The organism is Alteromonas sp. KUL42 (assembly GCF_006538325.1).
Taxonomy (GTDB): domain Bacteria; phylum Pseudomonadota; class Gammaproteobacteria; order Enterobacterales; family Alteromonadaceae; genus Alteromonas.
This window is the reverse complement of the sequence record NZ_BJKK01000001.1, coordinates 577,199-592,105: the sequence shown is the minus strand read 5'-3', so window position 1 is coordinate 592,105 and position 14,907 is coordinate 577,199. Positions and strand designations below refer to the sequence as shown.

11 protein-coding genes are annotated in these 14,907 nt (G+C 44.6%); 1 reads left to right on the top strand and 10 read right to left on the bottom strand.

All coding sequences use genetic code 11. The features are described 5' to 3' along the window. Positions 1–2 precede the first annotated feature (2 nt). The 10 genes from EYR97_RS02520 to murJ all read right to left on the bottom strand — a co-directional run bounded on the left by EYR97_RS02520 (position 3) and on the right by murJ (position 14,113). Entirely contained in the window at positions 3–4,073 is a 4,071-nt protein-coding gene (locus EYR97_RS02520; protein WP_131092248.1) for a PilC/PilY family type IV pilus protein, read from the bottom strand. Between the two features lie 8 nt (positions 4,074–4,081). Then, a complete protein-coding gene (locus EYR97_RS02515) occupies positions 4,082–4,645 on the bottom strand; it encodes a PilX N-terminal domain-containing pilus assembly protein (RefSeq protein ID WP_131092247.1) in 564 nt (187 codons plus the stop codon). Then, positions 4,642–5,526 (bottom strand): PilW family protein, encoded by an 885-nt coding sequence (locus tag EYR97_RS02510; RefSeq protein ID WP_181409123.1) that lies wholly within the window; start codon positions 5,524–5,526, stop codon positions 4,642–4,644. The genes EYR97_RS02515 and EYR97_RS02510 overlap by 4 nt, the downstream gene beginning before the upstream one ends. Continuing rightward, the gene (gene pilV / locus EYR97_RS02505) at positions 5,523–6,173 is read right to left on the bottom strand and encodes a type IV pilus modification protein PilV (protein ID WP_131092246.1); all 651 of its coding nucleotides are present in this window, start codon (positions 6,171–6,173) and stop codon (positions 5,523–5,525) included. Before pilV ends, EYR97_RS02510 begins: the two co-directional genes overlap by 4 nt. Positions 6,174–6,542: 369 nt before the next feature. Further along, the gene (ispH, locus tag EYR97_RS02500; protein ID WP_131092245.1) at positions 6,543–7,487 is read right to left on the bottom strand and encodes a 4-hydroxy-3-methylbut-2-enyl diphosphate reductase; all 945 of its coding nucleotides are present in this window, start codon (positions 7,485–7,487) and stop codon (positions 6,543–6,545) included. Positions 7,488–7,489: 2 nt separating this feature from the next. After that, a complete protein-coding gene (gene fkpB / locus EYR97_RS02495) occupies positions 7,490–7,957 on the bottom strand; it encodes an FKBP-type peptidyl-prolyl cis-trans isomerase (protein WP_131092244.1) in 468 nt (155 codons plus the stop codon). A gap of 14 nt (positions 7,958–7,971) precedes the next feature. After that, a complete protein-coding gene (gene lspA / locus EYR97_RS02490; RefSeq protein WP_131092243.1) occupies positions 7,972–8,514 on the bottom strand; it encodes a signal peptidase II in 543 nt (180 codons plus the stop codon). Next, a complete protein-coding gene (gene ileS, locus EYR97_RS02485) occupies positions 8,507–11,326 on the bottom strand; it encodes an isoleucine--tRNA ligase (RefSeq protein WP_131092242.1) in 2,820 nt (939 codons plus the stop codon). The genes lspA and ileS overlap by 8 nt, the downstream gene beginning before the upstream one ends. A 178-nt stretch (positions 11,327–11,504) precedes the next feature. Next, positions 11,505–12,425 carry a bifunctional riboflavin kinase/FAD synthetase gene (ribF, locus tag EYR97_RS02480; RefSeq protein WP_131092241.1) on the bottom strand — a complete coding sequence of 307 codons (921 nt, stop codon included), beginning with the start codon at positions 12,423–12,425 and terminating at the stop codon, positions 11,505–11,507. 128 nt (positions 12,426–12,553) lie between these two features. Then, the gene (gene murJ / locus EYR97_RS02475) at positions 12,554–14,113 is read right to left on the bottom strand and encodes a murein biosynthesis integral membrane protein MurJ (protein ID WP_131092240.1); all 1,560 of its coding nucleotides are present in this window, start codon (positions 14,111–14,113) and stop codon (positions 12,554–12,556) included. Positions 14,114–14,596: 483 nt separating this feature from the next. Here murJ and rpsT point away from each other — a divergent pair, with 483 nt between their 5' ends. Next, a complete protein-coding gene (rpsT, locus tag EYR97_RS02470) occupies positions 14,597–14,860 on the top strand; it encodes a 30S ribosomal protein S20 (protein ID WP_014950134.1) in 264 nt (87 codons plus the stop codon). The last annotated feature ends 47 nt before the right edge of the window (positions 14,861–14,907 follow it).

The window sequence follows — 14,907 nt, the reverse complement described above, 5'->3', positions numbered from 1 at the left end:
TGTTACTCTCTTTCTGTCTCGGAATGCCAACTACCTCGGCGAATTCGCTCAAATCGTCCATAAATATTTTCTGCTAAACATTCAAACGACGATGTACATGCTTCGTTGTTGCCATCTTCGTCAACATCAATTACCGCAGACACGCACTCAGTACCCAAACACACCACAGGGCTTACAATATCCTCAATCAAAATTTTTGTTTCTGGAGCTATCCCTGTTTGTTTAAGCTCAGCGACGCGATCATCGCTGTCTAGCACCCCATTATTATTCAAATCGGTTACCGCATTACCATTAAACATGCTAACTAAGTACGCGCGGCTATTTCCCGTTGGTGGCGCACACGCACTGGTGCTGCTCACGGCTGGTACGTATGTGGTAAAGAATACTTTGTAGTCAATAATTAATGGTGATGCCAGTACCTTTTCGCCATTGGTTGTTAAATTTAAGAACCAACCAGATTTGTTGGCAAACGTTTTTGCTTCCAATTCTCGTGTACTATCAAGAGAGCTAGTAAGGGCGTGGCTAGTCGCATTATACAAATCACTCTCTGTTACCGTAGACATAAAGGTAAAGTTGCCACTGGTATCGCGCTTGAATACACCATCATCTTTTAACATATAAAAGTTATCTTCTACCACTGTATCTAATGGTGATGCACGCCAACCGCTACCTAGTGCCACACCATAATAAACTTCATCACCCAAAGCGATTTCTGATACATCAGGGCCATAATAGAAGCGGCGGTTAGTTTGTTCAGTGTTACCACCGAAGTCAGCTAAACGCGCTCCCTTTATAAAGTCATTCCCTGATTTTCCGTTATAAATATCGAAGCGGAATAGTTGCCCGCCCGTATCGGCGGCATACATATGGTCGGCAAAGCCGTCGTTATCTCTATCGATGACTGAGATTCGCCCAGGAATACTGTAATTCATACTAGAAATATTAAGGCTGGCATCTGCGTTACTGGCAGACCAAAGTAAGCCCCCCGTATCAGCATCAAACATAAAAATGGCATTGCCCACAGCATCATTGGCACGCACTAAGCGAGCATCTTGTGCTTCGTCGTAACCGCCCCCAACTATCATCACCGTTTTTTCTGTACCGCCCATTCGCACTTTTGTAATGGTTGGACGCGACCAAGTTTGACCTAGTTTAGCTAAATCACCCGTACCACCCTCTATTTTAAATTTCAGCGAAGGAGAGGTTTTACTCGTAATATCAAAAACATAATAGTTATTTCCACCACGTCGCATACCAACATATAGGTACTTACTGGTGCCGGTATCTCGCAAGATTAAATCGCCATCTAACCCGTATTTATGCTCATACGACGACACATCTTGATAGAAATGGTGCAAGTTTGGTAACAAAGATTTAGGCATTATCGCAAAGTTTTCTTCACCGGTTTGAGTGTCAAACGAGTGCAGCATGCCGTGATTGGTTGCCACAAATATGGATGAATCATTGGTGCCATAATTCACGATAATAGGCTGAGAATGGATAGGGTCGCCCATACTAGGGCGATAATCTGTTGCACTACCATCACCATCACTGTCTTTGACGTCAACACCACGTGCCCACTGAAGCAATGCTTCACGCAACGTATCGGCACTAGGCTCTGCATCAATGGCTAAATCTGATGTAGTGATATTACTGTTGTCTTCGTGTAAAGCGTTTGCAGTACGCACAATGCTTCCAACGCCATCAAAAACGTACAGATTTCTATTCGAACCCAATTTACTAGCAGCGCCACCTTCACTGACTTCACTGCCATCAGTTAACGTTGACCAAAAGCTATGTGAATTTTCAGAGAAGAATCCGGTAACGCTATCCACGGCGTTTAGACTGTTTTTGTCTAAAACCGTATCACCGCTTAAACGATAGCGTTTTAAGTTCCCCGGCCAAATAGCACCTTCGCTTGGTTTAAACAAAGCGAAATACAATTCATCACGGTGAGTTAAACGGTTTAGTTGGTTTACCGCGACACCGGGAGATACGAAAGTAGCATTAATGTCTTTCACAGAACGAAGGATAGTGTTAAACGCCTCTAACAAGTCGCTACTGTTACTGGCTTGATAAAAGCCGCCACCACTTTGTAATGCCAATTGATTCAAAAAGTTATTCGCATTGTTGTTGGCAGCGAAACCAATAGTATGAGTAATAACTCGTGAATCAATGACCGATGTATCAGACTTACTAATGTTCTTGACGAGGTCAATACCACATTTTTCACCTCCACTGCCCGTACAACTCTTCCCCAACAAATCTTGAATCTTGCTTACGCTGTGGTTGTTATTTGCTTCTCCATCAGACAAAAGAACAATATGGTTATTCGTTTGGCACTGTAAATCTGTTACTGGCGTTATATACGTTGCGCCAACGGGTATTTGCTCTGTTATACAATCACTGCTAGATAAATTGTCGTCGGTACACGTTGATGAACGAATAGGATCTTCCCCAAGATACGAACTTCTGTGGCTTACACGGGTACTGCGTCGAACAGAGCTACTCACACTGTCTTCACCACGTTTGCGGCCATAGTCAACTGCGCGGCCACCATAGTAATTGGTGGCTTCTAATAAAGTATCCACAATAGGCGTCAAACCATTCGCACTTAATTCATCAACTTTGCTTATTAAGTGCTCACGTACAGTGGCTGAAGAACCGGGTGTGGCAGAACCGTTAAACTTAATTATTAGCCTTGGCGCTTTAGAAGGCGAGCCACCATAAGAGTAGGCACCGCGATAAGACGAAAAATTATCTAGTACAAAGGCCATATCATTGCCAGATGCCCACCCTGAACGGTCGGTAATTTCTTTTACAATGGCGGCTATATTCGGGCTTTGATAATCTCGGTTGCTATAAAAATCGGGCATAGACCAAGTTAGGCCAGAGGTTTTCGGCAAGTTGTTAATGCGGTTACGGCGATTAGGGTGGAAGTCGTCAGCATCATCATCAGCCACACCGCGAATACGCATACTGGCACTGCCGTAGGTACGTGTGCTGTATGCCGTAAACTCTAAATACGCTTCGGTAATTTCCGCCCCTTGAGGAATATTTACATTGCGAAATCGAATACCGATATTGTCATTGTAGTAGGCGTTAAATGTAAGTTCATCACCGGTGTTTGGATAACCATTCGTATCTTCTTCAGAATTATCTTTTGAGTTGGCAACTTGATAAATACCGCCACCTTCAACACAACCTGTAGCAGTTGTATCGTCGTATGAAATTACTAGCTGTGGCGAACCACTTTGCCCAACATCACTGGCCCGCGCCTCTCGACTACTAACACTACTGCTGCTAGTGCCTTCAATTAAAATATTAAGGTCGGCACCACCACACCACGCTGTTAAATCGACAACTTCCTGAATAACACCACTGATGTCCGGTGACGATATCACTTCACCAGATGAAGGAAAGCCGTTGTCCTCTAACCACACTACATTCGCTGTGGTTTTAGTGCGTGAAGTCAGGTTATTGTTCGAATCAGAAAATGCCGCGCTAGACGCAGATGCCTCAGCAGAAATCGTCAGCGTAGTTCCGGCAATGTTGTACTTTTCAGAAGTAAACCGCAAACTTGCACTAACAATGGTAGCCCCTTGGGGAATATTCAAATCAGTAAACCGTAAGCCAGACGTCACCGTATCGGTTCCATTACTTAAGATGAGGTCGTTACTTTGTGTAATAACCGAACCATTGATTTCATGGGCATCGTGGTTATCTTCACTTGTAGATACAATAATTTCGGGTCTAACTGCTTCATCAATATTGCGTACAGGGTAAAGAATAGGCCCACCGAAATCAGAAAAACGCATTAAACCCGCATTGATATTGGTAGCGGACTGAAGCGCTGTTTTAAGCGCATTTTGCACACGTAGCATACGGGTTTGATCAGTACCATCATATGACCCCATGCTGCCCGACGAGTCCATAATAAATAACACATTCGGGTTATAGGTTACCGCACTTGTGGCGTTACCAAGGTAGATATCTAAATCGTCCCCCACCGCTGAAAACCCGATACAGCTAAACAGTGTAATTGAGGCGAAATAACTGGTAATTTTCTTCATGATGCCACCTACTGAGACGCTGGACCGAATACTGATGCAGCCAACGTATTAGCCACTACTGAAGCCTTCCCTGCTACTTTTCCGCACCCACGAATAACAAAAACGTGGCAATTAACATTACTACCACCAATCACATTGCTTGAACCGCGACATGCCTGTTCGCGAATAAAGGCGGTTTTAGACCAACTTTTTGATGACGCAGCGGTTTGGTATGTACCATCGGTGGTGTGCCTATCACCTGTAGATAATCCACCTTCAGTCATATATCTATCAGTCCACTCACCTTCGTCGAAACAACTCATGGTGTCGGCATCAGGGTCAAAAATATTACCTTGCCGCGCTTCAGACAAAGGGTCGGTTTTCGTGTCATCGGTTAGCAATATTTCGTCTTCTGATTCGAAAAACACACCAGCAATAGCAGATTCTGCCGCATCAAATGCCAATCCGCTTTGTTGCATAGAAACGGCCATTTTAGACTGCGATAAACTACTGGTTACCGCACTTACGCCGAGCACTGTAATTGATAACAGCACGAGCAGCGCAAATACCATCACAAGACCTTGCTGCTTCATTGTGAGCTCCTCACGAAGTTTTTCATATTTCTAAGTGCTAATGTCTTTGAAAAGACTTGATAATAATGGGAAGTATCAAGGGTTTTAGCCGTTTCATTTAGCATCGCAAACTGCTGGGCTTGAGTTTGCTGAACTTCATTTTGATAACTTTTCAATAGGACCGCCCAACGCAGTGAAACCACTTGCTGATTTGCATCGCGCAGTGCACTTAATACATCAGCAGTAACATACCTAACGGCTTGCCCTTGCGATGTAGTTATTTCATCCGTCACACCAAACTGTACTTGAAAACTTTCTATATTATCGAGCAGAACCACGGTAGCGGGAGAAGAAACTTGGGCTTTCAAACCACGTAACACGCGCCCATCATAACCGGTGCACTTAAGGGTACTTCCAGTTACAAAGTAATAATTCACAACGTGAAATTCATCATTAAGCGCGTAACCGTGACGATTACCTGTGCAGTCTGCTGTACCCAGTAAGCTGACAGCTAACTTATCACTGCCACCATTGCTGGTTTGCTCACTGCCTAAGGATGCGTTTGAAGCAAAATCACCAGGCAAAGCAATGGGTCGGTTTTGTACATAAGCCGCCTCGGCTACAATGTCTACTGAATCATCAATGGTGGCCATGACCAAATCGTAGCGTCCTACTTCATAAAACTCAGCGGACAAACGGCTCATAATAAAGCGTCCTGACTCCTGAACTTGAGCAACGGCTTGATTAAGCTTGTTGGTAACACTGCTGCTTACCAACACCTGAATAACCGCACCGGAAATAACAAGCCCTAAGGTGAGGGTTATCATGAGTTCGACTAGAGAGAAGCCTGACTGGGCCCGTGCATTAATGTGTGTAGGGCGTAGGCTGTGAGATAAGCTCATAACGTGATGTCCTTAAAGACACAAGCGCTATTGTCACCGTCAGTCGGGCTACACCGGTTATTTAGCGTGTACTTTTGATTGCCTGATGAAGACACTGGCCACTTTAGTAATATTTCAATACGCGACCCCGCACTACAGCTGTAAATATCGGCCGTATTGTTATCATCACATCCAATGCTAATGGTAGTTTGCGGGTTGGTTTGTACCGCAGAGCACGACAATGCCCACCCATCATAAGCAGACATATCTTGTTCATCACATGTTTGGCCTTCGCAGTTTGGCACGCTAGCAGGACGTGACAAACAAAAGCATTTGTAAGGGTGAGAAGACCCTGTACAGCTTAAATTAGCAAAATTATAGTTGTTGTTACTGAAGTAATTGTTATTTACTACCATACCATCACCCACCGTAGCAGGTCGCGCAGCAGCGCGTAGACGCTCTGCCACTTGTGAGGCAACCATTTCAGCTTGAGTTCGACTAATGGCATCTTTGTTCGCAAGAGAACCCGTAAATTGAAGCGCTGCAACACCCAATAGCCCCACAGCTAGAATAAACAGTGTAATTAAGATCTCTATAAGACCTACACCACGCTGTGTATTCATAGATGTTTTGACATTGCGCTGTATTGCTGCTCTGTGAGCTATCATACTTCTACCGTTTACCCGAGATTATTTTGGCGATACTGCCCCTGTAGTATAGTAAGACAATATGGTATTGCGCTGGGTATCATTGGTTATTAAAACGTATAATTTTGGTGCACATTAACGCTTTACCAAACAATTCTTACGTAACTCAAAAAATACAACAATATACTGTTCAAAACGAAGTTATGTGTGTCCATGCACTGCGTATTACACAGACAATAAGCATCAACTAATTAAACGAATTTTTAAAAGGATAGGTATTTCTATTTATTCCTTAAACCTTTATTTTTTGTTAAACAAAAAAGCACCGCTGTGAATAGCGGTGCTTTTAAAAACAAAGTTAAAGTAGTTAACCTGATTAACCAAAAAAACTTACACTACTTGTTTTACTCGAAGCTCTTTCGGTACAGCAAATTCAACATTTTCTTCTCGACCAAGGCGTTCAGATGCCGACACAGCACCCCACTCTTTCAGGCGGTTAACCACACCTTGAACAAGCACTTCTGGCGCAGATGCACCGGCAGTTACACCAATGTGTTCTACACCTTCAAGCCATGCTTTTTGAATACAGTTTGCATCGGCGATAAGGTGGGCTTTAGCGCCTATCTTTTCTGCCAATTCACGTAGTCTATTTGAGTTAGAGCTGTTTTGCGCACCGACTACCAACAATACTTGGCAGTCCTGTGCTAAGTCGCGAACCGCATCCTGACGATTTTGCGTGGCATAACAAATATCGTCTTTTCTTGGGCCGTTAATCTTCGGGAATTTTTCGCGCAACGCATCGATGACATCAGCAGTGTCATCCACCGATAAGGTGGTTTGGCTACAGTAATACAAATTGGTTGGATCTTTTACTTCAAGGGTGGCTACGTCTGCTTCAGACTCAACCAAGTAAATACCGCCTTCATCGTTACTGTATTGCCCCATTGTGCCTTCTACTTCTGGGTGTCCAGCGTGGCCAATAAGTATACACTCTGTGCCGGTTTTGCTGGCACGGGTTACTTCCATGTGTACTTTAGTCACCAACGGGCATGTGGCGTCAAAAACCTTCAAACCACGGCTTTCTGCTTCTTTACGCACTGCTTGCGATACACCATGCGCAGAAAATATCACAATGCTGTCATCAGGTACTTCGTGAAGCTCATCAACAAACAACGCACCCCGTTCACGTAACCCGTCTACCACAAACTTGTTATGCACCACCTCGTGACGCACATAAATAGGGGGTTCAAAAATCTCTAAGGCGCGTTCAACTATGGTGATTGCTCTGTCTACACCAGCACAAAAACCACGGGGGTTTGCTAAATGAATTTGCATAATTAGTTCTCACCTTGTGCTGATGCACTGGGTTTAACATCCACAATTTCTACGTCGAAGATCACCGTTTGGCCAGCCAAAGGATGATTAAAATCTACCGTTACCGAGTCACCCGCCACACTGCGAATGATACCAGGAATTTCTGAGCCATCAGGCTGTGCAAACGCTAAAATCATGCCTTCTTCAATACTGAGGTCAGCACCAAAACGGCTTCTGTCCATGTAGTGAATGTTATTTGGGTTAGGCTCGCCAAATGCGTCATTTGCCGCTAACGTGAACGCTTTTTTATCGCCCTTTTTAAGGCCCAATAAACACGCTTCAAAGTTAGGTGTTAGGCTACCGTCACCCATCACCATCTTAGCCGGTTTGTTGTTTACGCGTGTGCTGTCTGCTGCCGAGCCATCTTCTAGCTTTAAATCGAAGTGAAGAATAACTTCGCTATCAGCACCAATTACCAATGAATCTGTCATAACTAATCCGGTTTTTACTTTGATGTTTCGCTTTGTTGTGCACTGTCTGACGCTTTTGCCTTGCTGTGCTTATCGCCATTTTTCAGCATATCGATAAGAAGCAATGCCGCACCAATAAAAATGGCACTATCAGCAATATTAAACGCTGGCCAATGATACCCGTTTACGTAAAAGTCGAGAAAATCGATTACATAACCGTGTACAAGGCGATCGTACACGTTGCCTAAGGCGCCGCCTAAAATAAAGGAAAAAGCAATGGGTAACAGTTTTTGTTCACGTGGTGACTGCTTGAGCCACCATGTGATCACCACACTTACCACTACAGCAATAGCGGTAAAGAACCAACGCTGCCAACCACCTGCGCTATCTAGAAAGCTAAACGCGGCGCCATAATTGTGCACATAGGTTAAATTAAAGAACGGCAGAATTTGCTCCGATTGAAACAAAGACATACTGCCCATTACCGCATATTTGCTCCACTGATCAAGGATAAATGCGATGACGCTTATCCATAAGAAGCGCAAGCCAGTTTGGCGAAAAAGCGAGGCATTAAGCATAGTGACGCTCTTCTCCGTCTCCGTCGATATTCGTTACACAGCGGCCACACAACTCTTCGTGCCCGTCGTGAGAACCAACATCTTCACGGTGATGCCAGCAGCGTACGCATTTCTGGCCACTCGCTTTGTTCACGCTTAACCACAAGCCTTCTACTTCGGTGGCTGATGCTCCTTCTGGCGCGCTGTCTACTTTTGTCAGTGTGACACCTGAAGTGATCAACACAAAACGCAACTCATCTTCAAGCTTGGCTAATACGTTGTATAGCGACTCAGTAGCGTACAATTCAATGCTTGCTTCTAGCGAGCCACCAAGTGCACCGTCTTTACGCGCTTGTTCCATTGCTTGGTTTGCAGCATCTTTAACACTTAACACTTGATGCCACAGTGCATCGTTGAACGTATCGCTTTGCGTGAAGTCATTAAAGCCTTCGTACCAAGTTTCGGTAAACACAAACTCACTGCGCTCGCCCGGTAAGGTTTCCCAAATTTCTTGGGCGGTAAAGCTAGTAATAGGCGCCATCCAGCGTACTAACGCTTCTACAATATGGTACATCGCCGTTTGACAAGAGCGACGTGCTACGCCATCCGCTTTTGCTGTGTACTGACGATCTTTAATAACGTCTAGGTAGAACGAACCCAATTCGATTGAACAGAAATGCATAAGTTTCTGCATAACAACCAACAAGTCATACTTTTCATAGGCTTCGATAAGTTCGTCTTGTAACGATTTTGCACGTGCTACAATCCAGCGATCTAAGGCAACCATTTCATCTTCAGCTACCGCATCTTCAACGGTAAAGCCATTCAGGTTAGCTAACAAGAAGCGCGCAGTATTACGAACGCGGCGATATGAATCGGCAGCGCGTTTAAGGATTTCATCAGAAACCGCAATTTCACCACGGTAATCTGTTGATGCAACCCACAAACGCAGAATGTCTGCACCAAGTTTGTTGGTTACTTCCTGTGGTGCAACCACGTTACCTACCGACTTCGACATTTTTCTGCCGTGAGCATCTACCGTAAAGCCGTGAGTAAGTACTTCTTTATATGGTGCATGACCGTGCATTGCCGTTGATGACATAAGCGAAGACATAAACCAACCACGGTGTTGATCTGACCCTTCAAGGTACAAATCAGCAGACGCTGGAATATCATCGCGACGGTCGACAACAAAATAGTGCGTAACGCCAGAATCAAACCATACATCCAGTGTGTCGGTAACTTTTTCGTAATTATCAAGCTCACTGCCCAGTAACGTAGCGTCATCAATATCCCACCACGCTTGAATGCCTTTAGCTTCTACTTCAAGTGCAACTTTTTCCATTAACGCCGAAGACTCTGGGTGAATTTCCCCCGTTAGCTTGTGTACATACAATGGAATGGGTACACCCCATGTACGCTGGCGAGAGATACACCAATCTGGACGGCCTTCAACCATTTTCTCGATACGGTTTTGGCCCCAATCAGGGATCCACTTAGTTTGCTTAATTTGTTCAAGTGATTCAGCACGTAACCCTTTTTTATCCATGCTAACAAACCATTGTGGTGTTGCACGGAAGATAATGGGTGTTTTATGACGCCAGCAATGAGGATAGCTGTGCTCGTACTTAACGTTTAAGACAAGGTTGCCCTTTTCCTTAACTGTTTCAATAATTTCATCGTTCGCTTTAAATACGAACTGACCTGCAAACAGCGGCGTGTTTTCAAGGTAAACACCGTTGTTCCCTACTGGGTTATACACTTCGATGTCGTATTGTTTACCCACGTTAAAGTCGTCTACACCGTGCGCAGGTGCAGTATGAACACACCCTGTACCCGAATCGGTGGTAACGTGATCACCTAAAATTAGCGGTACTTCAAGGTCTAGGAACGGGTGATTAACGTTAAGTTTATCAAGGGCCGCACCGGTACAAGTTGCCACTTCACGGAAATCTTCTACACCGTAACGGGTCATACAACTTTCAAGTAAGTCTTGTGCTACCACTAACCATTCATTTGAAGGCTGAACTTCCACAATGGCGTAGGTTAACTCTGGATGTAAGCTAATTGCGCGGTTTGCAGGCAAAGTCCAAGGTGTTGTTGTCCAAATAACCACACCCGCTTTGTGTGCGCTTAAGTCACTTTCTGCTACGCCAAATGCCTCTGCAATAGCTGCACTATCGGCTACAGGGAATTTTACGTCAATGGCAGGTGATACTTTGTCTTTGTACTCTACTTCCGCTTCTGCAAGCGCAGAACCACAATCTGTACACCAATGTACTGGTTTAAAGCCCTTTTCCAAATGACCCGACTCAACAATTTTGCCCAGTGCGCGGATAATGTCGGCTTCCGATTTGAAGTCCATGGTTTTATACGGGTTATCCCACGCACCAAACACACCAAGGCGCTTAAAGTCGGCCATTTGGCCGTCAATTTGCTTTTGCGCATATTCACGGCACTTTTGACGAAACTCTGCAGCAGTCACCTTCTTACCTGGCTTGCCAACCTTTTTTTCTACCATCAATTCAATAGGCAAACCGTGGCAGTCCCAACCCGGCACATAAGGCGAGTCGAAGTCTGATAAGTTTTTAGACTTTACAATAATGTCTTTAAGAATTTTGTTAACCGCATGACCAATATGAATGTCGCCATTTGCATAAGGAGGGCCATCGTGAAGAATGAAAGGCTTTTTGCCTTTTTTCGCTTCACGAATTTTGCTGTATACCTCTTTATCCTGCCAGTCTTTAAGCATTTTAGGCTCGCGCTGAGCAAGGTTACCGCGCATTGGAAAGGCGGTTTCTGGAAGGTTCAATGTGGCTTTGTAATCACTCATAAAATTGTATTATCCGGTTACCTTAAGTTTTACCCAATACCGTTTAGGGCATTGCGAAGGCGTTGTATTTTGCGATTCTATTGTTTTAACTGCCATTGCACTTAAAACGCATACTTTTCATTAACACATCTGGGCTAACATTTGGTCTGTTTTAAGGCCAAAACTTTACCACGTTTATCTATGCTAATAACAGACGCGCTTGCGCCGCATCTGCCTGAATTTGGTCTTTTAATGCCTCAAACGAAGCAAATTTAATTTCATCTCTTATCTTGTGCATCGGAAACACAGTAATGGGCTTGCCGTATAAATTGGAAGATAAGTCAAATATGTGCACTTCTAGCTGGTTACGTTCGCCATTTAGTGTTGGTCTGCGGCCAATATTGGCAACGCCGTTGTAATGCTCGCCATCAACATCTACTCGTACTGCAAATACACCGTGTATTGGTGTTTTTTGCCGTTTAAGCATGACGTTAGCGGTTGGAAAGCCAATGGTTCGGCCTTTTTTCTCACCGTGAACTACGCGACCGTGTATCGCAAAAGGACGACCTAACATTTCTGTTGCCAAACTGAAATCGCTGTTGGCCAGTGCATCGCGAACACCCGTAGAGCTAATGCGATGTGCATGCATGGTAAAGCTGTGGGTACTTACGACATCAAAACCGTACTGCTTACCGGCCGCTAGAAGCATATCAAAGTCGCCTTGACGACCATTACCAAAGCGAAAGTCATCACCCACCACCAGAAACTTAACGCCTAATTTGTCGACGAGTAAATCGTGTACGAAGGTATCGGCACTTTGTTTGGCAAATTCCGCATTAAAACGCACCGCCAGTAAACGGTCGACACCTTGCTGGCTAAGCAATTCGTATTTTTCACGTAAAGGGCTAATTCGCGCAGGTGCCTTGTCTGGCATGAACACTTCTTCAGGCTGAGGCTCAAACACCATAACGGTAGCGGGCAATGATAGAGACTTGGCAGTTTCCAGCACATTTGCCAATACCGCTTGGTGGCCGCGGTGTACACCGTCGAACTTGCCAATAGTGAGCACACACCCTTTGTGGTGCGGTTTTACATTGTTGAGCCCGCGGATAAATTCCACTGTTAGCCACTACCTTTTAACTGCTAGAAATTCAAAGCTCGCGATTATAGCCGACCAAGCGCACAATACCAAGCGCAGGGCCAACTACGCGGATTAACAACGTGCTTTAGTGTAATTATTCACCAAAATCACTCTCCACCACTGCGAAAATGTCGGGGCCGCATACCAAGAACAACCATGCTAAAAATAAATAGCATGGCTGACATGGCAATGGTTAACCCAACCTCTACCATTTGTGTTGAAAGGGAGAGTGCAAAAAAGGCTTCGCCTTGGTCTCGATAATAGATAAGTGCGCCCATTGCTGTGCTGGCAACAATAACGCGAACAATGAACAACACCGATGTACGGCTTAACGCAAATACACCTTGTTTGTGCAACGTAAAGTAAAGCAGGCCTGCATTGAGGGTTGCCGACATACTTGTAGCGATAGCCAAGCCAATGTAACCAAATGGAATGGCTAAAATAACGTTGAACACCATGTTCGACACCATACACCATATACCAAATTTCACCGGTGTTTTCGTGTCTTGTCGAGAATAAAACCCTGGCGCTAACACTTTCACTAACATGAAACTTAATAAACCAAATGAATACGCCGTTAACGAATATGACGCCATGGTAGCCGTTTCAGCGGTAAATGCGCCTCGTTGGAAGATCACGGTTAAAATAGGCCGAGCCATAACGCCCAAGCCAACAGCAGCAGGAATGCCCAATAAACACACCATACGAAATGCCCAATCAATGTTGGCGGCAAAGGCTTTAGGGTTTTTACTCACGTGATTGCGTGACAACGCCGGCAAGATAACAGTAGCAATGGCAATACCGAAAAGGCCAAGTGGAAACTCTAGTAGCCGGTCGGAGTAATACAACCAGCTAATAGAGCCGGTAACCAAAAAGCTGGCAATAAAGGTATCGAACAACAGATTAATTTGCCCAACTGACACCCCAAATAAGGCAGGGATCATTAAGGTGCGTACTTTTACCACGTTTTCATCATGCCAGCCCCACTTGGGTTTAACCAATAAACCGGCACGAAACAAGAATGGTAATTGAAATAGAAATTGAACAATGCCGCCGATAAACACGCCCCACGCGAGGGCATAGGCAGGTTGTGAAAGTGAAGGAGACAAGAATATGGCGCAAATAATGATACATACGTTAAGCAATACGGGCGTAAACGCCGCAACAGCAAATTTGTTTAATGTATTTAATATAGCGCCCGCTAAGCCTGTTAACGAAATAAACGCCAAATAGGGAAAGGTAATTTTGAGCATAGTAGAAGCTAAGATAAATTTATCCCCCGCTTCATCGCCCTGTAACCACGCCATAAACCAACCGGTACCAAACAGTGCAGCGAGTACAGGAGATGCAACAACACCAATCAAAGACACCACAAACACAATAGCACCTAGTGTCCCACTGACCTTCGCCACAAACTCTCGTAGTTGCTGCTTGTCGTCGTTTTGATGCACTTCGGTTAAAACGGGAATAAATGCCTGAGCAAACGCACCTTCTGCAAATAATCGCCTTAGAAAGTTAGGAATCTTATTGGCGAAGAAAAAGACATCCGCTGCAGCACCATCCCCCATTAAACGTGCAACAACCACATCACGAATGAGTCCTAACACCCGTGACAACAAGGTCATTATGCTGACAATTAAACCCGATTTAATTAACTTCCGTGACACAGAACGCTTCCAATAGAGAATAGTTGAAATATATACGTTGGCAGGCTGCTGTTCTGCTGTGCATTATCTGTTGTGCGTTAATGAGCGCGTTTCACAATGAGCACAAGATTTTTTGTATGAGCCCTGCACGTGTAAGCTTGGCGCAAACTGCCATTATTGGTGTGAAGACAACATACATTATCTCCTCATGCCGACCATAATAACCAATGCAATGATCGGGTGAAACGATTTATTCAAAATAGTTGTGCACCTTTAATAAGTTTCTTGCTATAATCCGCGCCCGATATGGGATGCCACGGTTATGTATAGCGTTCTCCCTAATGTTGCTGAGAATGCGCAACGTGTTGAGCATGTTTTTGTGTTCAATGGCTTGCGTGTTTAAAAGCATTTCGAATTAAATTTTAATTCGTTTGACATTTGGGCGTTTGGTAGGCACAATCCGCACCCTCGTTTTTGACATGAATTTATTTTGGGAGTTACACCTTGGCTAACATTAAGTCTGCTAAGAAGCGTGCAATCCAAGCCGAAAAGCGTCGCCAGCACAACGCTAGCCGTCGTTCAATGACACGTACAAGCATCAAAAAAGTAATTGCTGCTATCGCTAGTGGCGATAAAGAAGCTGCACAAGCTGCACTTACTGCTGCTACTCCAGTACTTGACAGAATGGCTACTAAAGGCTTGATTCACAAGAACAAAGCTGCTCGTCATAAGAGCCGTCTAGCTGCACAAATCAAAGCACTAGGTTAATCTTTAAGATTAGTAGTTAAAAAAGCGCCCTCCGGCGCTTTTTTTGT